General features: G+C 72.4%; 19 protein-coding genes. 9 read left to right on the top strand and 10 right to left on the bottom strand.

Features of this window, described 5'->3' with window-relative positions:
• Positions 1-24 precede the first annotated feature (24 nt).
• Positions 25-297, top strand: coding sequence for a phosphopantetheine-binding protein (locus ACWD11_RS18640; protein WP_389420005.1), 273 nt, complete (start codon positions 25-27; stop codon positions 295-297).
• A 54-nt stretch (positions 298-351) separates the two neighbouring features.
• Here the strand turns inward: ACWD11_RS18640 and ACWD11_RS18635 are convergent, their stop codons facing one another.
• Positions 352-1,089 carry an SDR family NAD(P)-dependent oxidoreductase gene (locus ACWD11_RS18635; RefSeq protein ID WP_389420004.1) on the bottom strand — a complete coding sequence of 246 codons (738 nt, stop codon included), beginning with the start codon at positions 1,087-1,089 and terminating at the stop codon, positions 352-354.
• A gap of 160 nt (positions 1,090-1,249) precedes the next feature.
• Here ACWD11_RS18635 and ACWD11_RS18630 point away from each other — a divergent pair, with 160 nt between their 5' ends.
• A complete protein-coding gene (locus ACWD11_RS18630) occupies positions 1,250-1,696 on the top strand; it encodes a nuclear transport factor 2 family protein (RefSeq protein WP_451284129.1) in 447 nt (148 codons plus the stop codon).
• A gap of 54 nt (positions 1,697-1,750) precedes the next feature.
• The gene (locus ACWD11_RS18625) at positions 1,751-2,479 is read left to right on the top strand and encodes an SDR family NAD(P)-dependent oxidoreductase (protein ID WP_451284127.1); all 729 of its coding nucleotides are present in this window, start codon (positions 1,751-1,753) and stop codon (positions 2,477-2,479) included.
• 72 nt (positions 2,480-2,551) lie between these two features.
• Here ACWD11_RS18625 and ACWD11_RS18620 read toward each other — a convergent pair whose 3' ends face one another.
• The 3 genes from ACWD11_RS18620 to ACWD11_RS18610 all read right to left on the bottom strand — a co-directional run bounded on the left by ACWD11_RS18620 (position 2,552) and on the right by ACWD11_RS18610 (position 5,755).
• Positions 2,552-3,703 carry a nucleotide disphospho-sugar-binding domain-containing protein gene (locus ACWD11_RS18620; RefSeq protein ID WP_389420001.1) on the bottom strand — a complete coding sequence of 384 codons (1,152 nt, stop codon included), beginning with the start codon at positions 3,701-3,703 and terminating at the stop codon, positions 2,552-2,554.
• Between the two features lie 26 nt (positions 3,704-3,729).
• On the bottom strand, positions 3,730-4,191 hold the full coding sequence (locus tag ACWD11_RS18615; protein ID WP_389420000.1) for a hypothetical protein: 462 nt from the start codon (positions 4,189-4,191) through the stop codon (positions 3,730-3,732).
• A 64-nt stretch (positions 4,192-4,255) separates the two neighbouring features.
• Positions 4,256-5,755 (bottom strand): MDR family MFS transporter, encoded by a 1,500-nt coding sequence (locus ACWD11_RS18610; RefSeq protein WP_451284125.1) that lies wholly within the window; start codon positions 5,753-5,755, stop codon positions 4,256-4,258.
• A gap of 102 nt (positions 5,756-5,857) precedes the next feature.
• Here ACWD11_RS18610 and ACWD11_RS18605 point away from each other — a divergent pair, with 102 nt between their 5' ends.
• Entirely contained in the window at positions 5,858-6,772 is a 915-nt protein-coding gene (locus ACWD11_RS18605) for an NADP-dependent oxidoreductase (protein ID WP_389419998.1), read from the top strand.
• A 14-nt stretch (positions 6,773-6,786) separates the two neighbouring features.
• Here ACWD11_RS18605 and ACWD11_RS18600 read toward each other — a convergent pair whose 3' ends face one another.
• The 3 genes from ACWD11_RS18600 to rfbA are packed head-to-tail and all read right to left on the bottom strand — an operon-like array spanning position 6,787 to position 9,280.
• Positions 6,787-7,737 carry an aromatase/cyclase gene (locus tag ACWD11_RS18600; protein WP_389419997.1) on the bottom strand — a complete coding sequence of 317 codons (951 nt, stop codon included), beginning with the start codon at positions 7,735-7,737 and terminating at the stop codon, positions 6,787-6,789.
• Positions 7,734-8,360 (bottom strand): dTDP-4-dehydrorhamnose 3,5-epimerase family protein, encoded by a 627-nt coding sequence (locus ACWD11_RS18595; RefSeq protein ID WP_389420089.1) that lies wholly within the window; start codon positions 8,358-8,360, stop codon positions 7,734-7,736. The genes ACWD11_RS18600 and ACWD11_RS18595 overlap by 4 nt, the downstream gene beginning before the upstream one ends.
• A gap of 14 nt (positions 8,361-8,374) precedes the next feature.
• A complete protein-coding gene (gene rfbA / locus ACWD11_RS18590; protein ID WP_389419996.1) occupies positions 8,375-9,280 on the bottom strand; it encodes a glucose-1-phosphate thymidylyltransferase RfbA in 906 nt (301 codons plus the stop codon).
• A 114-nt stretch (positions 9,281-9,394) separates the two neighbouring features.
• Between rfbA and rfbB the strand changes: the two genes are divergently transcribed.
• Positions 9,395-10,384, top strand: a complete 990-nt coding sequence (gene rfbB, locus ACWD11_RS18585; RefSeq protein WP_451284122.1) for a dTDP-glucose 4,6-dehydratase — start codon at positions 9,395-9,397, stop codon at positions 10,382-10,384.
• A gap of 63 nt (positions 10,385-10,447) precedes the next feature.
• On the opposite strand, the gene ACWD11_RS18580 is transcribed toward rfbB, so the two are convergent.
• Genes ACWD11_RS18580 through ACWD11_RS18570 form a run of 3 tightly spaced genes read right to left on the bottom strand, consistent with a single transcriptional unit; the run spans position 10,448 to position 13,177 of the window.
• A complete protein-coding gene (locus tag ACWD11_RS18580) occupies positions 10,448-11,512 on the bottom strand; it encodes an LLM class flavin-dependent oxidoreductase (RefSeq protein ID WP_451284120.1) in 1,065 nt (354 codons plus the stop codon).
• 49 nt (positions 11,513-11,561) lie between these two features.
• Positions 11,562-12,029: a nuclear transport factor 2 family protein gene (locus tag ACWD11_RS18575; RefSeq protein ID WP_451284118.1), complete on the bottom strand. Its 468-nt coding sequence runs from the start codon at positions 12,027-12,029 to the stop codon at positions 11,562-11,564.
• 44 nt (positions 12,030-12,073) lie between these two features.
• Positions 12,074-13,177, bottom strand: a complete 1,104-nt coding sequence (locus ACWD11_RS18570; RefSeq protein ID WP_451284116.1) for a hydrolase — start codon at positions 13,175-13,177, stop codon at positions 12,074-12,076.
• 578 nt (positions 13,178-13,755) lie between these two features.
• Between ACWD11_RS18570 and ACWD11_RS18565 the strand changes: the two genes are divergently transcribed.
• From ACWD11_RS18565 to ACWD11_RS18550, 4 genes are all read left to right on the top strand, one after another.
• Positions 13,756-15,495 carry a fatty acyl-AMP ligase gene (locus tag ACWD11_RS18565; protein ID WP_451284114.1) on the top strand — a complete coding sequence of 580 codons (1,740 nt, stop codon included), beginning with the start codon at positions 13,756-13,758 and terminating at the stop codon, positions 15,493-15,495.
• A 106-nt stretch (positions 15,496-15,601) separates the two neighbouring features.
• Positions 15,602-16,432, top strand: a complete 831-nt coding sequence (locus ACWD11_RS18560; protein ID WP_389419990.1) for an AfsR/SARP family transcriptional regulator — start codon at positions 15,602-15,604, stop codon at positions 16,430-16,432.
• Positions 16,433-16,439: 7 nt separating this feature from the next.
• Positions 16,440-17,462, top strand: coding sequence for an acyltransferase domain-containing protein (locus tag ACWD11_RS18555; protein WP_451284112.1), 1,023 nt, complete (start codon positions 16,440-16,442; stop codon positions 17,460-17,462).
• A gap of 163 nt (positions 17,463-17,625) precedes the next feature.
• On the top strand, positions 17,626-19,287 hold the full coding sequence (locus ACWD11_RS18550; protein WP_389419988.1) for an acyl-CoA dehydrogenase family protein: 1,662 nt from the start codon (positions 17,626-17,628) through the stop codon (positions 19,285-19,287).
• Positions 19,288-19,298: the final 11 nt, after the last annotated feature.

Raw genomic sequence — 19,298 nt, 5'->3', positions numbered from 1 at the left:
CCCGACGCAGGAGACGGAGACACCATGCCGACTGAATTCACTCTCGACGACCTGACCACGCTGCTGCGTGATTGCGCCGGAACGGACGAGACGGTCAACCTGGACGGCGACATCCTCGACAAGACGTTCACCGATCTGAACTACGACTCCCTGGCCGTGCTCCAGATCACCGGCAAGATCGAGAACGAGCACGGCATCGACGTCGACGAGGACGCGGTGGCGGTCGCGGAGACCCCCCGCGCGTACCTGGCCGCGGTCAACGCCGCGTTCGCCGCGAACGGCGCGGCGACCGCCTGAGCGCACGACGGCCGGCGCGGTCAGCGCCGGCCGTCGCGACGACCCGGGGCCCGGCTACCAGTTGAGGCCCCCGTTCACCTCCAGCACATGCCCGTTCACGTACGAGCTCTCCGCCCCCGCGAGGAACAGCGCCGCGGCGGTGACCTCGTCGGGGGAGCCCAGGCGGCCCATCGCCAGCTTCGGCTCGTACACCGCCCAGACCCGCGCGTTGTCCTTGATCGAGCGGGTCATGCCCTCGTCGATCAGGCCCGGGCACAGCGCGTTGACGGTGATCCCCTTCGGTGCGAGCTCCACCGCAGTCACCCGGGTGAACATCTCCACCGCAGCCTTGGTCGCCGCGTAGGCGGACGCGCCCGGGGCGACGCGGGTGGCGAGCGCCGAGGACAGGTTGACGATCCGTCCGCCGTACTCACTGCGCTCCAGGTAGGGAACCGCGGAACGGGTGCAGTGGAAGACCCCGCCGAGGTTCGTGGCCATGGTGTCCGCGAAGGCCGCGGGGTCGAGCTGGGCCGCCGGTCCCGGCCGGCTGACCCCGGCGTTGGCCACCACCACGTCCAGGTGCCCGAAGTACTCGGCGGCCGCCCGCATCAGCTCGTCCACCGACTCGGGGTCCCGTACGTCCGCCTCGTGCACGACGATGTCGCCGCCGCTCCCCACCAGGTCCGCGCCGGCGCTCTTGTCCCGGCCCGCGGCGACGACCTTGCAGCCCTCGCGCGCGAACGCCTCGACGATCCGTCGGCCGAGCCCCTTGGTGCCGCCCGTGACGACCGCGACCCTTCCGTCGAGCCTCATGCGTGTCTCCCTCCGAGGTGGGTTGTCTGCTCACGTCGTGGGGAAGGGTCGTCGCACTCGCTGTGCGATGAATCGAGTTCACCTTGAGAGCGCGCTGGCACCCTCGGCCCGGGACGCGGAGGGGCCTCCGCGCGCAGCCGAGAACGAGGAGAAGAACTCGATGACCGAAGCCGCGGCCGTGCCCGGCCAGGCCGGCGACGGCAGCCTCTTCCAGCAGATCCAGCAGTTCTACGCCCGGCAGATGAGGCTGCTCGACCACGGCGCCGCCGAGGAGTGGGCGGACACGTTCACCGAGGACGGCGTCTTCGACCAGAACGTCGCCGAACCGCTGACCGGCCGCGTGAACATCGCCGCGGCCTCGCAGAAGAGGGTGGACCAGATCGTCGCCGAGGGCATCACCCGCCGCCACTGGCTCGGCATGCTCGAAGTGGATCCGCCGGACGAGCAGGGCGTCGTACAGACCCGTTACTACGCCTTCTCCATGGCCACCGAGCGCGGCGGCCGGCCGCGGATCACGGCGAACACCTATGCCGAGGACACCCTGGTCCGCCACGAGGGCGGCTGGCTCGTCCGGTACCGGCGCGTCACCCACGACGGCACCACCTGATCCGTACGCCCTGATCCGCCCGCCCTGATCCGTACGCCCCAAGGAGGCACACCCATGTCAATGCAGCGGGTCGCCCTGGTGACCGGTTCGACGTCCGGGATCGGCGAGGCGACCGCGAAAACCCTGGCAGCCGCGGGCTACCGGGTCGCGGTCAACTCCCGCAACTCGCCCAAGGAGGGCAAGGAACTCGCCGACTCGCTGCCCGGTGCCGTCTATGTGCAGGGCGACATCGCGGTGGAGGAGCAGGCGGCGCGGATCGTGGACACGGTGGTGGAGCGGCTCGGCCGGCTCGACCTGCTGGTCAACAACGCGGGCGCCACCCGGCTCATCCCGCACGCCGACCTCGCCGCCGCCTCACCGGCCGTCTGGCGGGAGATCCTGGACGTCAACGTGGTCGGCACCTGGCAGATGAGCGTGGCGGCCATGCCGCACCTGAAGGCCGACGGCGGCGGAGCCATCGTCAACATCTCGTCGATCGCCGGGGTCAAGCCGACCGGCAGCTCGATCCCGTACGCCGTCAGCAAGGCGGCGATCAACCATCTGACGCGCCTGCTGGCCAACGTCGCCGGTCCCGACGTCCGGGTCAACGCGGTGGCCCCCGGCCTCATCGACACCCCCTGGACCGCCGGCTTCACCGGCCCGCGCGAGGCCGTCACCGCGGGCGCCCCGCTGCGCCGGATCGGCACCCCCGAGGACGTCGCCCAGGCGGTGCTGACGCTGGCCGAGGCCGCGTACTCCACCGGTGTGGTGCTGCTGGTGGACGGCGGTATCCACAACCTCTGAGCGGTACGGCACGACCGCGGGACAGGATGAGGGAGCCCTCACCCCGTCCCGCGGTCGTGCCGCCGAGGCGGCTCAGGCACCCGCGAACGCCTCCAGCTCACCGACCATGTGGGCCGGTGCCGGCTGCGCCCTGACCTCCTCGGCCACCCGCTCGGCCGCCGCCCGCAGCGCCCGGTCCGTCAGCAGCCGCTCCAGCGTGCCGGTGGTCACCTCGTGCGGGTCCACGGACAGCCCCGGCCCCGCCCGGTCGATGACGTCCGCGTTGACGAAGTTGTCCGCGCCGTGGGGCAGCAGCAGCTGGGGCAGACCGAAGGTGAGCGCGGTCAGGGTGGAGCCGGAGCCACCGTGGTGCACGGTGGCGTCGCACCGCTCCAGCAGCGCGTTCAGCGGCAGCCAGCGCACCACGCGCACGTTCTCCGGCAGCCGGGGCAGGTCCTGCTCGCTCATCCCCGTGACGACGAAGTCCGCGTCGGTCTCGGCGGCCGCCCCCAGCAGCTTCTCCAGACCGCCGGTGCCCAGCATCCTCGGCACGATGGTGCCCAGGGAGACCGCGACCCGGGCGCGCGGACGGGGAGCGGTGAGCCAGCCGGGCAGTTCGCCCCCGGCGTTGTAGGGGACGTACCGCATGGTCCAGCCCGCGCCCTCGCCCCGCATCAGGCTCGGCGGGCCGACGTGCAGGACCGCGTGGGCGGGCAGTTCCACGGGCACGCCGTGGCGTTCGAAGGACGGGGCGAGGTAGGGCAGGAAGCCCTGCGCGAAGCCGCCCTCGCGCAGCATCCCGAACCCGTGCTCCACCGCCGGCACCCCGAGCCGCCGCGCGGCGAGCAGCCCCGCGCCCTGGAGCCGTCCGTGCACGACCAGATCGGGCCGCCACTCCTCGGCGACCCGCAGCGTGCCGTCCGCCATCAGGTCGCTCACCGTCGCGAACCGCTCCAGCATGGCCGGGGTGGTGGCGCCGCCCGCCTTGACGATCGCCTGGCCGCGCACCTTCATCTGCTGCGCCAGCTCGGCGGGCGAGAGCTGCGGGCCGCCGCCGAAGACCCGGTCGAAGTCGGTGCCGGGGGACACGTCGACGACGGGCAGGCCCGCCTTCACCGCCGCGTCCACCGCCGTGTCGGACGAGGCGACGAGCACCTCGTGGCCCGCGGAGCGCAGCGCCCAGGCCAGCGGGATGACCGGGAAGAGGTGGCCCAGGGCGGGTGGGGAGGTGAACAGCACGCGCATGGTGGGGACTCCGTTCGTCGAGGCGGTTACGAGGTCCGGGTGGCGACGACGTCCACGGTGAAGCTGCTCACGACGTTGCCCTGGAGGTCGAGGACCTTGGACACGCCGTGCGAGGTCCAGTGGTCCCGGTCGCTCATGACGGCGTCCTGGTGCCCCACGACCGACCCGTCGACCGCGCCGGTCGCGTCCTTGTGCGGGTGCTTGATGTCGTACGAGAACGTGGTCCGGCCCGTGCGGTACCAGGTGTCGGTGTCGTTGCCCATGGATCCGTCGGCGAGGAACGTGAAGCTGGTCGTCCCGGCGCTCGGGATCGAGGTCTGCACCTGCGCGCTCCACGTGCCCACCGGGGAGTAGTGCCTGGCCGCCTGGACCGTGTCGGCCTCCGCGGCGCCGCCGATCGCGAGCAGCGACGGGACGGTCAGCACGGTGACGGCCAGCGTCCGCAGGAAGCGGCGGGGGCGGCGGGACGGGGCGGATACGGCGGACATGGCGGCTCCTCGGTCGGAAGGACGCGGGTGGGGCCCCGCTCCGGAATGACGCGGGTGCGCAGCCTTACGGCCGCCGCTCGAAATCCGCTGACGCGGGGCTGGAGCCGTCGTCCGTCCCCGGGGCGCCCGGCTCCCCGGCGTCGCGGGGCCGGCCGGGCAGGAACAGCGCCGGGACGAGGGCCACCGCACTGAGCCCGGCGGTCCACCAGAACGTGGTGCCGAACGCGTCGGCGACGGCCGCGGCGGACGGCTCGCCCGCGCCCTCCGCCCGGCCGAGCCGCCCCTGGAGCAGGACGGCCAGGGCGGCCGTACCGAGGGAGCCGCCGGTGCGCTGCACGATGACCAGCGCGGGGGCGGCCCGGGGCACGGCCTCCTTGGTCAGCGAGCGGTAGGCGCAGGCGGTCAGCGGCGTGGCCACGGCGCCCAGGCCGAGCCCGCGCAGGACCAGTGAGCCGGTCAGCACGGCGTCGCCGCTGCCGGGTCCGGCCCCGGTGAAGGCGAGGGTGCCCAGGACGGTCAGCGCGATGCCCGTGAGCACGATCCAGCGCGGCCCGAAACGGTCCACCAGCGCTCCGGCGAGGGCGAGCGCGATCACCGTGCCGGCGCCCTGGGGGGCCAGCAGCAGCCCGGCCCGCAGCGCGTCGTGGCCCTGCACCTGCTGGTAGTACAGGGGCAGCAGGAACATGGCGCCGAACAGGGTGGCGCCGAGCAGGAACAGCAGCCCGGACGAGAGCGCGAACGCCCGGTTGCCGAACAGCCGGAGGTCGACGACCGGGGGCAGGGCCCGCTGCCGCAGCGCCCGGACGACGAACACCGCCATCAGCGCCGCCCCGCCGCCGACGCAGGCCAGCACCCGCCCGGAGCCGAAGCCACCCTCGGACTCCTCCAGCACGGACAGCCCGTACAGCAGCGCGGTCAGACCGGGGGAGAGCAGCAGCAGCCCGAGCACATCGAGGCGGGGCCGTTCACCGGGAGCGGGGGTGTCCTTCTCCAGGGCGCGCCAGGCGAACGCCAGGGCGACGGCGCCGAGCGGCAGGTTGATCCAGTAGATCCAGCGCCAGCCCAGGTCGTGGACCAGCAGTCCGCCCACGCTCGGCCCGACGATCGGCGCGAGCTGCGTGGGCACGCTCACCAGCGTCATCACCCGGCCGATCCGCCGCGGCCCGGCGGCCCGTACCAGCAGGATCTGGGCGAGCGGCGGGATGAGCCCGCCGCCCAGGCCCTGCAACAGCCGGAAGGCGATCAGGCTCTCCACCGACCAGGCCGCGCCGCACAGGGCGGAGGCCGCGACGAACAGCGCGAGCGCGGACAGCCACATGCGCCGGGCGCCGAAGCGCTCCGCCGCCCAGCCGGTGACCGGGACGACCATGGCGAGCGCGAGCAGATACCCGGCCGCCACCCACTGGAGCGAGGAGAGCGGGGCGGAGAAGTCCCGGCCGACGCTGTCCAGCGACACCGAGACGATGGTGGCGTCCATCGCCGAGAGGAACGCGCCGCAGACGATGACCGCCCCGAGTCGCACCAGACGCGCGTCCAGCTTGTCGCCGGTGTCCTGCTCGGCCATGGCCTTCCCCCGTTTCCGAGACGCCCTCAAGTGTCTCAACTGCCAAGCATCGTAGGGTGGTTGGGAAGAGACTGACCGGAAGTCCAACGGGAGGAAGACCGCATGGCCACGGCAATGGCGTTCGCCGCGTACGGAGGTCCCGAGGTGCTGCGCCCCCTGGAGTTGGAGGAACCGGTCGCGGGACCCGGGGAGGTGCGGGTCCGGGTCCGCGCCGCCGGGGTCAATCCGGTCGATGTGAAGCTGCGGCGCGGTGACTTCGCGGGCATGGTCCCGGTGACCTTCCCGCAGCGGCTCGGCAACGAGTTCGCGGGGGTGGTCGACCAGGTCGGCACGGACGTCACCGGCCTCGCCGTGGGCGACGAGGTGCTGGGCTTCACCGCGATGGCCGCCTACGCCGAGGTCCTCACGGTCCCCGCCGGCTCGGTCACCGCCAAGCCCGGCGCGCTGTCCTGGGAGGTGGCCGGCGCCCTGTCCGCCGTGGGGCAGACCGCGTACAACGCGCTGCGGGAGCTGAAGGTCGGGCCCGGCGACACCCTGCTGGTGCACGCCGCGGCCGGGGGAGTGGGCACCGTCGCGGTCCAGCTCGCCCGGCGCCTCGGCGCGCGGGTCATCGGCACGGCGAGCGAGCGCAACCACGCCTACCTGCGGTCCCTGGGCGCGGAACCGGCCGTGTACGGCGACGGACTCGCCGAGCGGGTACGGGCCCTCGCCCCCGAGGGCGTGGACGTGGTGCTCGACGCGGTCGGCGGGGAGGCGGTGCAGGCGTCCCTGGAACTGGTCCCCGACCGGTCCCGGATCGGTACGACCGTGGACCAGAAGGCGGCCGACGAGCACGGCATCGTACGGCTGCGGGGCGCCCGTTCGGCCGGGATCCTCGCCGAACTTGCGGAGCTGGCGGCGGCGGGCGACCTGGTGCTGCCGGTCAGCTCCGCGCATGCGCTGACGGCCGCCGCCGAGGCGCATCGCGAGGTCGAGGGCGGCCATGTGCGCGGCAAGGTGGTGCTCACCGTCGGCTGACCGCTCCCGCGTCCTCACCCGCCGTGCCGTCGCCGCTCCGCGAACTCCCGCGCACGGGCCAGCACTTGGCGGCTGCTGGTGCTCAGCGCCCGGCGGGTGAAGGCACCGGCCTCCGCCACATCGGGGACGCCGCCCTGGGCCAGGACCACGGTGTGCCGGGAGGAGACGAGCGTCCCGTCCCCGTCCGCCGTCACGGTGTAGCAGCCGGTGTGCACCGCGGCGAGCGGCGGGATCAGCAGATGCCGGTACGCGATCCGCTCGGGCGGGAAGCACACGCGGACGACCTTGGAGGGGTGGTCCACCCCGCGTTCGGTGTGCGTGACCCAGTCCAGCAACTGCACGTTCTCGCCGCCGTCGCGCGCGTCCACGGACACGATGTGCGGGATGCGGCCGGGCCAGGCCGCCGCGTCCGCCAGGAACTCGTACACGTCCGCGACCGAGCCGTCGATCCGCGCGGTGTCCTCGATCTCGACGACCAGCCGCTCGTCGGCGGCCTCCCGCTCGGCCGCCTCCTTGAACGCGGCCAGCTCGGCGGTGCTGTTGCGGTCCAGGGTGTCGGCGATGAACTCCAGGACTGCCGCCTCGTCCGAGGCCGGCCGGCAGTCGTGCAGCAGCCGCACCCGGCAGGTGCGCTCCGACAGCGGTTCCACGATCCAGGAGCCGCCCATGTCCGCCACCGGCGCCTGGGTCGTCTCCTGCCGGTAGTCGACCCGCAGTTCCCCGGGGCGCAGGGTTCGCAGGGCCACCCACGGGAAGACCCGGTCGCCCGAGATCAGCCAGACACCGACGCGTTCGCGGGTGCCGTCGCCGGAGAACCGCTCCATGTGCGCGATGTTCGGGAAGAGCCGCGGCCAGTGGGCGACGTCGGCGAGCAGCCGGTACACCAGAGCGGCCGGCGCGGCGACCTCGGCCCGGTGCTCCACCTCGTGCACCTCGCCGGGTGCCGTTCCTGCGGGCGCGCTCATGAGGGTGCTCCCTTCCCGGCGGCCGCGGCGCCGGCGTCCAGGCTCGCGGTGAAACGCCGGCAGGCGTCGTAGTCGGGCAACAGCCCTTCCTCGGCGAGCTGTTTGAGGGTGGGCGCGCCCGCGTCGCGCTCGGACAGCAGTGGCTCGCCGAGCGCCGGCCAGTCGATGTCCAGGTCGGGGTCCATGGGGTGCACGGCCCGTTCCCGCTCGGGGGCGTAGACCGACGAGCAGAGGTAGGCGACGGTGGCCGAGTCGGTCAGCGCGCAGTAGCCGTGCCCCAGGCCCTCCGCGATGTACACCGCCTTGCGGGTGTCCCCGTCCAGCCGTACCGCCTCCCAGCGCCCGAACGTCGGGGAGCCCTCCCGCATGTCGACGATCACGTCGAGGACCGCACCGGCCGGGCAGGTCACGAACTTGGCCTGGCCGGGCGGCACATCGGCGAAGTGGATCCCGCGCACCACACCGAGCGAGGAGACCGCGAGGTTCGCCTGCCGCAGCTCCAGCGGATGCCCGACCGCCTCGGCGAGCCGGTCGAAGCGGTACCACTCCATGAAGCGGCCCCGGGCGTCCTGGTGCTGCTGGGGAGTCACCTCCCACAGCCCCTCGATCGACAGAGCTCTGATCTGCACGGTGCCTCCTAGAGGTCGGCTGCGGCAGTCGGAGTCGCGCTGAACGCCCCGCTGGGCTGCAGGAGTTCGAGCAGGTACGTGCCGTATCCGCTCGGCAGGAGCGGCTCGGCGAGCTGTGCGAGCCGGTCGTCGTCGATGAGCCCGGCGCGCCAGGCGGCCTCCTCCACACAGCCGATCATCAGCCGTTGCCGCGCCTCCAGGACCCGGACGAACTCGCCGGCCTGCATGAGCGAGGTGAAGGTGCCGGTGTCGAGCCAGGCCGTGCCCCGCTCCAGCACGGTGACGTGCAGCTGCCCGCGCCGGATGTACTCCGCGTTCACGTCGGAGATCTCCAGCTCACCCCGGGCGGAGGGGCGCAGCGCGCGGGCGATGCCGAGGACGTCGTTGTCGTAGAAGTACAGGCCCGGCACCGCGTAGGGGGACTTGGGGACGGCCGGCTTCTCCTCGATCGACGTCGCCCTGCCCCGGTCGTCGAACTCGATCACGCCGTAGGCGGTGGGGTCCTTCACCTGGTGGGCGAAGACATGGCCGCCCGTGATGTCCCGCCTGGCGCGCAACTGGGTGCCCAGCCCGACGCCGTGGAAGATGTTGTCGCCCAGGATCAGCGCGACCGGATCGTCGCCGATGAATCCGGCCCCGATCAGAAAGGCCTGCGCGATCCCCTCGGGGCGGTCCTGAGTGGCGTACTCCAGCCGGAGCCCCCATTGCGAGCCATCGCCCAGAAGCCGCTGGAACTGTTCCTTCTCATGGGGTGTCGTGATGATCAGGATGTCCTGGACACCCGCATTGATGAGGGTGGTCAACGGGTAATAGATCATCGGTTTGTTGAACACTGGCATGAGCTGCTTGGAAACCGCCTGGGTGAGGGGCCGTAAACGCGACCCCGTGCCACCGGCGAGAAGTATGCCGCGCATATCCGGCAGCATAGGCACAGGGAACTCCCGCAGTACACACGGAAACAGCCGAGATCCAGTGCTGTCCGAGCGCAGCACCACCGCACATCGAGTACCGGACCCCAGTCTCCGGACATGAGGATTCTCGTGACCGGCGGCGCCGGTTTCATCGGCTCCCATTTCGTGCGCAATTTACTCTCCGGACGATATCCGAAGATCCCGGATCCGAAAGTCACCGTACTGGACGCGCTCACCTACTCGGGCACGCTCACCAATCTGCGGGCGGTGGCGGAGCATCCCGGATTCACCTTCGTCCAGGGGGACATCCGGGACGTGGAACTGGTCCACTCGGTCCTGCCCGGCCATGACGCGGTGGTGCACTTCGCTGCTGAGTCCCACGTCGACCGCTCGATCCACGGGGTGTTGCCCTTCGTCACGACCAACGTCACCGGCACGGCCGTCCTGCTCGACGCCGCGCGCGCCCACCGGCTCGGCCGCTTCGTGCACGTCTCCACCGACGAGGTGTACGGCTCGATCCCGGCCGGGTCCTGGCGCGAGGACCAGCCGCTCGCGCCCAACTCGCCCTACGCCGCGAGCAAGGCCGGCTCCGATCTGCTGGCCCTCGCCCATCACCGCACCCACGGGCTGGACGTGGTGGTGACCCGGTGCTCCAACAACTACGGGCCGCACCAGTTCCCGGAGAAGGTCATCCCCCTGTTCGTGACCCGGCTGCTGGCCGGACAGGACGTTCCGCTCTACGGCGACGGCGGCAACGTACGCGACTGGCTGCACGTCGACGACCACTGCGCCGGTATCGAGCTGGTGCTGCGCGGCGGCCGCGCGGGGGAGGTCTACCACATCGGCGGCGGCACCGAGCTGACCAACCGTGAGCTGACCGGCCTGCTGCTGGAGGCCTGTGGCGCGGGCTGGGAGCGGGTGCGCCCGGTCGAGGACCGCAAAGGGCACGACCGCCGGTACTCACTGGCCATCGACAAGATCCGCCACGAGCTGGGCTACCGGCCCGCGATCCCCTTCGAGCGGGGACTGGCCGCCACCGTGGCCTGGTACCGGGACAATCCGTCCTGGTGGGAGCCGCTGCTCGACCGCGCGGCGCTCGGCGTGTGAGCGGACCGTCGGGCACGGCCGTGCCGTCCCGGGCAAACCCGCCCCGGGACGGCACCGCCTTGTTCAGGCGGCCTGGAGCGGGGACAGTCCGGGCAGCACCTTCTCGGCCAGCAGACGCAGCGTGCCGGCCGCGTCCTCGTAGGACAGATGGCCCGAGTGGACGCCCAGGCTGAGGGTGATGTCGTCGCCGTACCACCCGGCGATGGTCTCCAGCTGGCCCCGCACCGCGTCCGGCGTGCCGACCAGCAGCTTGTTCGCGTCCACCTTGGCCTCGAAGTCCGAGCCCCGGGACAGCTTCTCGGCGAGCTTGCCGTAACCGGGATACGCCGTGCTCGACACCTTCCGCCAGGACTCGACCGCGGCCCGGAACGACACCGTGTTGGCCTCGTCGTCCGCCCGCCCCGCCGCGCGCGCCCGCTCCGCGTCCTCGCTCACCACGGTCGGATAGCTGAGGTGGATGCGCGGTGCGCCGGTCCCCGCCCACTCCGCGCGGAAGAGCCGCAGCCGCTCCTCGAGTCCCTCCCGGGACATGGCGTTGGGGACCGTCTGGAGATGGTGGCCGCGGCGGGCGGCGTCGGCGACGGAGTCCAGGCTCTGCGCGGTAGTCACGAACACCGGCGGGTGCGGCTGCTGCACCGGCCGCGGCAGCAGGGTCACGGGGCCGAACCGGTGGAACTCCCCGTCCCACACCACGTTCTCCTCCGACCACAGCTTCTGAATGGCCGCCACGTTCTCGGTGAAGCGCCTGCGGCTTTCGTCGATCGGAATGCCGAACGCCTCGAACTCGTCGGGCAGAAAAGCCCGGCCGAAAGCCGCGTCGAGACGTCCCTGGGAGAGGTTGTCCAGCATGGCGAGTTTCCCGGCCAGTTTCACCGGGTGCTGGAACGCCGGAATGGTGGCGCTGGTGCCGAGCCGGATACGCCGGGTCCGGCCCGCCGCCGCGGCGAGGAATGTGGTGGCGTCGGGGCTGTATCCGCCGTAGGTGAAGAAGTAGTGCTCGACTATCTTGACGTGGTCGTAGCCCAGTTCCTCCGCCAGGTCGACGAGCCGCAGGCATTCGTCGAAATACTGGTCGGCCGGCCTGTCGGCCGGACCCACCGTGGGAAAGAAGACGATTCCGATACGCAAGGTCCACTCCTGTCGCATGGGACCGGCCGGGGCGGGGCCGGGGCCGGATTCAGTGCTCTAAGGCGTCGATGCCGATGTGCCGGTGGCGGATGAACCACTGGCCGCCCTCCCGTACCAGCACGTCCCGGCAGACCACGTGCGCGAAGATGTCCGGCCGCTGTCCACGCGGCGCCCGCATCGCCAGCGAGTAGTACTGGGCGCGCAGCGTGCCGTCCGGCAACGGGGTGACCATCAGGTTGCTCATCCAGTGCCGCATGACGACGCCCGCCTCGGCGAGTTCCGCCGCGCGCCGGGTGATCGAGGCCCGGATGGCCTCCCGGCCGCGGAGCGCGTCGGTGCGTCCCGGTTCCTCGAACACCGCGTCCTCGGTGTAGGCGTCGGCCCAGGCGTCCGGCTCGCGGTCGTCCATCAGCGCCATGTGCCAGGCGTAGAACTGGGTGATCTCCGCGTAGAGGCCGGGGTCGGCGAACGGACGGGCCGACGACCCGGTCGGGGGCGGGGCGGTCTCTGAGTGCAACTCGGTCACCCTTTCTCGGTGTGGGAGGGGGCCGGGGTGCCGCTTCACGCGGTCCCCAGCAGCCGGCCGCCGTGGGCGTGGCCCGCGGTGTCCAGGCGCAGGGCGGCGTGGCTCGCCACGCAGTGCACATCGCGCCAGACGCGCTGGAGCGGGTCGTCCTGCGCCTGCGCGCCGGAGCCGGCCGAGCGGAAGAGGCGTTCCACCGCGTCGACGAGGTGGTCCGCGGCGAGCGCGCAGTCCCGCGGCGCCCTGGTCCGCTCGTCCTCGCCGAAGCAGCCCTCGTCGGCCGTGCGCGCCACCCGGCGCAGCAGCAGGGCCGCGCCCTCGATGTCGCCCTCGGCGCGGGCCAGTACGCCCTGCGCCGCAGGTCCGGGCCGGGCCAACGCCCGTGCCGACCAGGCCCGCACGGCCGCGCGCGCCGCGCCGAGCGCCGGGGCGGCGAACAGCGGTCCGCTGACCGCCCGCAGCGGGGCGGTGTGGCACCGCGCGGCGGAGCCGACGGCACGGCCCTGCCAGATGTCGTCGCGCGGGACGGAGCGGTGCGCGGGGACGAAGACCTCGTCCGCGATCAGCGTGTTGCTGCCCGTCGCCCGCATGCCGACGTTGAACCAGGTGTCCGCGACCCGGTAGTCGCGGCGCGGCACGGCGAGGAACAGGGCGGTCTCCCGCTCGCCGGCGGGGGCCAGTGCGCACACCAGGGTCCAGTCGGCGAAGTCCACGCCGCTGACCAGCGGCCACTGTCCGGTGAGGCGCCAGCCGCCGGGGACGGCGGTCGCCCGTCCGGTGGGGTTGAGCGCTCCCACGACGAGCGTGTCGGCGCCGCCGGACCAGAGTTCGCTCTGTCCTTCCTCGGGCAGACAGGCGCCCATCCGGGCGGCGCCGGAGGTGACGGTGGCGATCCAGGCGGCCGAGGTGCAGCCCTCGCCCACCAGGGCCACGGTGTCCAGCAGTTCCTCGAAACCACCGGCCCGCCCGCCCCAGCGGACCGGCACGAAGTGCCGCGCGAAACCCGCCGCGACCAGGGCGTCCACCACCTCGCCGGGCAGCCGCCGGGCGAGATCGGCGTCGGTCGCGTGCTGGGCGGCGAGGTCGGCGGCCTTGCGCACGTCGCCGGACGGGCCGGTGGGGCTGGGTAACGAGCCGGACATGGGCGCTGCCTCCTCGCCACGGGACGTTGGCGTGCCGCCACTCAACCTGGTCGAACGGTCTTGAGGAGGGTTGGGGGATGCCTGGAGACCCGGTGGATCGGCTGCCGGTGAGACCGGGCCGTCACTTCCCGTGCGCCTCAACTCCACTGTGTTTCAAGTCAGTTGAACGGGCAATGATCCATATCCCGAACGCGGTCCGGGGTCCCGGGCGAGGGCCGTCGCCCGCGCTGCAGCGCGGCTCAGCAGGTTCTTGAACCCCTCCGGCCCCCCGGTGGAGATCGAAGACGGCCTCAATCGCGGCGAAGTCGCGAGTTTCGGCGCTCCGTTCGGATCCGGACGGCCGGACTCCGAGCGATACTTGCCAAGTTCAGCACGGGTGCGGTCAGGAATCGAGGACAGGATCCGACCGGATCGGTTCCTCAACACGTCATGAATTACCCGTACCGCGACGGCATCTTCCCTCGTTATGATGCGGTCTCAGACGGCCGACACCCGTCTGGGTGTCGAGGTGAGGTCATGCGTTTCTCGAGCATCGGCCGTTAGCTTCGCGCCATTGAGTCGAACGGGGGCGGTTCGAAATGGGTGGTTTTCTTGGCGCATTACGGCGTCGCCTGGAGGCGGCGGATCCCAGCCGCGAGGCCTTCAGCTTCGTCGGCGCCGAGCCGCCCGCCCACCGTGGGCCGGGATCACCGGCCCGGACTCTGACCTACGGTGAACTCGACCGCCAGGCACGGCAGTTGGCGGCCTGGGTCCAGTCGCGGGGCGGGGCGGGACAGCGCGTCCTGCTGCCGCACAGCGAGGGCCCGCTGCAGATCGCCGCGCTGCTCGGCTGTTTCTACGCCGGAGCCACCGCGGTGCCCTGTCCGTCCCCGCTGGACGGCGGGCGCAATGTGCGCCGGCTGACAGCCGTCGCCAAGGACGCCGACGTGGGCCTGGCCCTCGCCGACTCCGCGGTGGCGGCGGAGCTGTCCCGGCTCTTCGCGGGCAGCGACCTGGTCTGCCTCGCGGCGGACCGGGCGGCCCTGCCGGACCCCGAGGACTGGCGGCCGACGGTGTCGTCCGACGACGACATCGCCCTCATCCAGTACACGTCCGGGTCCGTGACCCAGGTGAAGGGCGTCGTGATCAGCCAGCGGAACCTGCTGGCCGGACAGGAGGCCATCGCCCGGGCGCTCGGCACGGACGAGCACGCGGTGATCGGCGGCTGGCTGCCGCCGTACCACGACATGGGCCTGGTGGGGCAGTTGCTGCACCCGCTCCACGTCGGCGCCCGAGGCGTGCTCATGCCCGCCACCACCTTCGCCGCACGGCCGCTCAGCTGGCTGCGGATGATCCAGACGTACGGCATCACCCTGTCCGGCGGCCCCGACTACGCGTACGACATGTGTGTGCGGGCGGCGACGGACGAGGAGGTCGCACGGCTCGACCTGTCCTCCTGGCAGGTCGCCGTCAACGGCGCCGAGCCCGTGCGGGAGGCCACCATGGCCGCCTTCGCGGAACGGTTCGCCCCGGCCGGGTTCCGGCCCCAGGCGTTCTACCCGGCGTACGGGCTCGCCGAGGCGACCCTGCTGGTGTCGGGCGGCATCCCGGGACGGCGTCCGGTGGAGCGCGCGGTGGATCCCGCCGCGCTCGCCGCCGGCCGGATGGCCGCACCGGTGAACGGCTCCCGCAGCCGGACCCTGGTCGGGGTCGGACGGCCGCGCGGGGTGGAGATACGGATCGTCGACCCGGAGACCCGGCAGGTACTGGAGCCGGGGCGGGTGGGCGAGATCTGGGTCCGCGGCGAGAGCGTCGCGCCGGGCTACTGGCGGCGCCGAGCCGAGACCGAGGAGAGTTTCGGGGCGATCACGTCCGCTCATGACGGATCGTTTTTGCGTAGCGGCGACCTGGGAGCCGTGGACGAACACGGCGAGCTGTTCGTGATCGGACGGCTCAAGGAAGGCGTCGTCGTCAACGGGGTGGATGTCGCGCCGGAGGACATCGAGACCTCGGTCCAGGGCCTGCACCCCTTGTTCGGGGTGACCGCGGCCGTCACCACGGGGCCGGAACGCGACCGGCTCATCGTGATCCAGGAGGTGCGCGAGAACGGCGTCCTCGACGGCGAACTGCCGTCGCTCGCCGAGTCCGTACAGACCCATCTCGACGGGGAGTTCGGCATCCCCGACGCGGTGATCCTGCTCGTCCGGCCGGGCGTGGTACGGCGTACCACCAGTGGGAAGCTCCAGCGCTCGGCCATGCGCGGGCTGCTGCGGAGCGGTGGAATCCGGCCGCTGTATCCGCGCGTACCGGCGTTCCAGGCCGACTTGAGTCCGAGTTGAGTCCTTCTCCAGACGCTCACCGGACCATCACGTAACCATCACATCACCGAGCGAATCCATGCTGCGGAACCTCAGCAGCGGAGTGCAGGCTACAGAGAGGATGCCGATGGACATCGAAGTGCTCGGCGCATGCAGATTGATGCAGACCGGCAAGTCTGTGGTGCCTTCCGCGGTCAAGCCACGCAAGGTTCTCGCGGTACTGGCCCTCAACCCTGACCGTCCCGTCTCCGTAGGGATGCTGGTGGAGGAGGTCTGGGGCGAGACCCCACCACCCAGCGTCGCAACAACCCTGCAGACGTACATACTTCAACTTCGGAACCTTATCACCTCCGCCATCGGAGGCCCATCGCTGGACATGCCGCTGGGCGCGAAGAGCGTCCTCGTGACCCAGCCCGGCGGCTATCTGCTCGACACCCAGGGCGGTTCCGTCGACGTCCGGGAGTACGAGCGGCTCTCCGGCGGCGGTCACCGGGCCCTGGAGAAGGGGGACTACGAGGCGGCGGCGGACCTGTTCCGCAAGGCCCTGTCGCTCTGGCGCGGGCCGGCCCTCGCCGACGTGGAGTGCGGGCGGGTGCTGGACGTCGAGGTGACCCGCCTGGAGGAGTCCCGGATGGGCATCCTGTGCCGCCGCATCGAGGCGGACCTGCTGCTCGGGCGCCACCACGAGATCATCGGCGAGCTGTTCGGGCTCGCGGCACGGCACCCGCTGCACGAGGGCATCCATCTCCAGCTGATGCTCGCGCTGTACCGGGCCGGGCGGCGCACCACCGCGCTGGAGGTCTACCAGCGGCTGCGGGACGTGCTCGCCGGGGAGCTCGGGCTCGACCCGAGCTACGAACTGCAGTCGCTCCAGGGGGCGTTGCTCGACTCCTCCTCCGAACTACGGCTGGACCAGCCGCTCTCGCTCTTCCGGGTGCGGGCGCCGGGCCGGTACTGACGTACCGGTGCCGCCGGTCGCGTTGCTCCTGCCCGGTGCGGGAGCTCAGTACCCCGCCATGGCCTACGGCCTGTACCGGTACGAGCCCGCCTTCACCACGGCGATGGACACCGTGTTGGAACTGCTGGGCCCGGCCGGGGAACGGTTGTACCGACTGTGGTCCTCCGGTGAGCGGCTGCGCACCGTGGCCGAGGTGCATCCGCTGCTGTTCGCGGTCTGCCACGCGCTCAGCGAGACGGTGCGGGACCGAGGCCTGCGCCCCGGCGCGGTCCTCGGTCAGAGTGTCGGCGAGCTGGTGGCCGCTGTCCAGACCGGCGTGCTGCCGCTGACGGACGCGGTACGCCTGGTCGCCGTGCAGGCGGACGCGCTCGCCGGGGCACCGGCGGGCGGAGCGCTCGCGGTCGCCGCCGCACCGCCCGCGGTGACGCCCTTCCTGCGGGGCGGCACGGTGGTGGCCGCGTCCAACGGGCCCGGGCAGACCCTGGTGTCCGGCTCGGAGTTCGGGCTGGCGGCCACGCGACGGGCACTGGAGGTCGCCGGGCTGACCTGGATGCGGGTGCAGGTGCCCGCGGGGCTGCACGGACCGCTGGTGGCTCAGGCGTGCCGGGAGACGTTGCCGGCGTTCCAGGCCTCCGTGTACGCGGCTCCGCACACGCCCCTGCTGTCCGGGAGCGCGGGCGGCCTGCCCGGCAACGAGCGGGCGGTCGATCCCGAGTTCTGGGCCCTGCAGCCGTCCCAGCCGGTGCTGCTGGACGCGGCGCTCGGCCAACTCACCTCGACCGGCGCGCTGTTGTGCGCTGAGGTGGGTCCCGGCCATGGGCTCGCGGTACAGGCCCGGCGGCACGGTCACCGGGCGGTGTCGCTGCTCGACGGGCGGGTCGGGGCGCCGCACGAGGAGCGGGAGCGGTTGCGGCAGGCGCTGGACTGTCTGGCGCTCGGGGATCCCGAGGAGCGGTCGGGCCCGCCGACGGACGCGAGGGTGGCGTGGTTACGGACGCCCCCCGAATCGCAACCGGAATCGGGAACCTGAACTGGGCATATGCCGCCCCGCGCGCCTGCGGGGCGGTCCACCAGGGCTTGAGCGGTGCGGCGGACGCTTGGTCCGTTCTCGTGCGGGTGGTTGTGGTAGCCGGACGTACGGGGACTGACCGGACCCTACGGACCGCGAGGAGTGACACCCGGTGGAGCGATCTGTGCGTGCGACCACGGCCGAGGCGCGGCTCCGGAGCCGCACGGACGAACTGGAGCGCACGCTGGCTCCCTTGGGGACGGCCGCGCTCGGCGGCGAGGCGCTCGCCCGGGCCGAACGGATGCTGGACGACTGCGAGTTCGGCGCGGAGTTCGTGCCGGTGGAGTCCGGCGGCCGGCTGGAGCGGATCGACGGGCTCGGCCGGGTGGTGCGGCCCGCGTGCAGGCGCGATCTCTCGCTCGGCTTCGGCTACGGGCTCAACTGCTACTTCGCCTCCACCCCCGTGTGGGCCGCCGGTGACCTGGCGCAGCGTGAATGGACCGCCGCCCTGTTGCTCGGCGGGGGCAGGATCGCCGTTGCCCGGCCCGCCGTGGCACACGCCAACGACTTCGTGCGCGACGAGTTCGCGCTCGTCACCAGGAAAGGCCGGCGACGCCTGGACGGCGCCAAGACCGCCGTACTCAACTACTCCCGCGCCCGCGGTCTCACCGTCATCGCCGGCACCGGGGACGGCAGCCACGAGGCGCTGCTGATCGACCGCGAGATCCTGCCCGCGGGCGCCCTGCGCACCCGGTACCGGTACCGCACCGTCGGGCTGGACGGCTGCGAGTTCGGCGGCCTGGAGTTCACCGACTGCCCGGTGCCGGAGGAGGCCGTGATCGGTGAGCCCGGCCAGGGCATGGCGCTGGCCGTCCGCTGCTCGGTCGTCACCCGCGCCCTGCTGCCCTCGGTGCTCATCGCCGCCGCCGACACCGTGCTGCGCACGGCCATCCGGTTCGCCGTGGAGAACCGCGGCGACGACCCCTACGGCCCGCTCAAGTCGACGTACGGGCGCGAGGTGCTGACCGGCGCCCTGCTGGACCTGCTGATCAGCGACAGCATCGCCCTGGCGGCCGCCCGCGGCATCCATCTGCTGCCCGACCGGGTGAGCGCCTGCGCCGCGGCCGCCGCCTACACCGTGCCCAAGCTGCTGCAGGACTCCGCGCACGATCTGTCCACGGTGCTGGGCGAGGCCTACTTCGACGGCAAGGGCCCCTACGGCGCCTTCGGCCGCATGGCGCGCGACCTGCCGCTGCTGGCCCAGGGCCACGCGGGCACCGCCGCCCGCCAGGCGATGCTGGTCGCCCAGCTCCCGCACCTGGCCCGCACCTCCTGGCTGGTGGACGACGAACCGCCGGCCGCGCTGCTGCGGCCCTGGGAGGACCTGCCGCCCGCCGATCTCGGCATCCTGGCACCCGCGGGCATCGCCGACCCCATCGTCCCGGTCCTGAGCGCCTGCGCCGGCCTCGGCGACGAGCTCGGCGAGCTGGTCACCGCCTTCCTCGGCGAACTCCGCAAGCTGCGCGGGCGGTTCGCCAGGATGACCCCCGGCGAAGGACTCTCCACGCCGGACACCCTGGCCCTCACCGACCGGTACGCCCTGGTCTGCGCCGCGGCGGCGAGCCTCGGCGTCTGGCGGGAGCACCGCGACGCCCGCCCCGGGACCTTCCTCGCGGACCCGGCGTGGATCACCGGCGCACTGCACCGGCTGGGCGCCCTGCTGGGGCTCGACATCCCCAAGGCTCCTCAGGAGGCCGTCGAACGGCGTCTCTTCGAGGCCGTCCTCGAACGCTACGAGCTCAAGCGCTCCTACGACCTGTACGAGACGAACCTCGCAGAGTCCTGACCGGAAGGAAA

Source organism: Streptomyces sp. NPDC002776, assembly GCF_053592195.1.
This window is presented reverse-complemented; position numbering and strand designations above follow the sequence as displayed.

Coding starts and splice junctions, on each gene's coding strand:
- ACWD11_RS18565 (WP_451284114.1), top strand. CDS start 13,756: ATGGGTGGTTTTCTTGGCGCATTACGGCGTCGCCTGGAGGCGGCGGAT.
- ACWD11_RS18610 (WP_451284125.1), bottom strand. CDS start 5,755: ATGGCCGAGCAGGACACCGGCGACAAGCTGGACGCGCGTCTGGTGCGA.
- ACWD11_RS18625 (WP_451284127.1), top strand. CDS start 1,751: ATGTCAATGCAGCGGGTCGCCCTGGTGACCGGTTCGACGTCCGGGATC.
- ACWD11_RS18615 (WP_389420000.1), bottom strand. CDS start 4,191: ATGTCCGCCGTATCCGCCCCGTCCCGCCGCCCCCGCCGCTTCCTGCGG.
- ACWD11_RS18560 (WP_389419990.1), top strand. CDS start 15,602: ATGGACATCGAAGTGCTCGGCGCATGCAGATTGATGCAGACCGGCAAG.
- ACWD11_RS18635 (WP_389420004.1), bottom strand. CDS start 1,089: ATGAGGCTCGACGGAAGGGTCGCGGTCGTCACGGGCGGCACCAAGGGG.
- rfbA (WP_389419996.1), bottom strand. CDS start 9,280: ATGCGCGGCATACTTCTCGCCGGTGGCACGGGGTCGCGTTTACGGCCC.
- ACWD11_RS18570 (WP_451284116.1), bottom strand. CDS start 13,177: ATGTCCGGCTCGTTACCCAGCCCCACCGGCCCGTCCGGCGACGTGCGC.
- rfbB (WP_451284122.1), top strand. CDS start 9,395: ATGAGGATTCTCGTGACCGGCGGCGCCGGTTTCATCGGCTCCCATTTC.
- ACWD11_RS18630 (WP_451284129.1), top strand. CDS start 1,250: ATGACCGAAGCCGCGGCCGTGCCCGGCCAGGCCGGCGACGGCAGCCTC.
- ACWD11_RS18640 (WP_389420005.1), top strand. CDS start 25: ATGCCGACTGAATTCACTCTCGACGACCTGACCACGCTGCTGCGTGAT.
- ACWD11_RS18600 (WP_389419997.1), bottom strand. CDS start 7,737: ATGAGCGCGCCCGCAGGAACGGCACCCGGCGAGGTGCACGAGGTGGAG.
- ACWD11_RS18605 (WP_389419998.1), top strand. CDS start 5,858: ATGGCCACGGCAATGGCGTTCGCCGCGTACGGAGGTCCCGAGGTGCTG.
- ACWD11_RS18620 (WP_389420001.1), bottom strand. CDS start 3,703: ATGCGCGTGCTGTTCACCTCCCCACCCGCCCTGGGCCACCTCTTCCCG.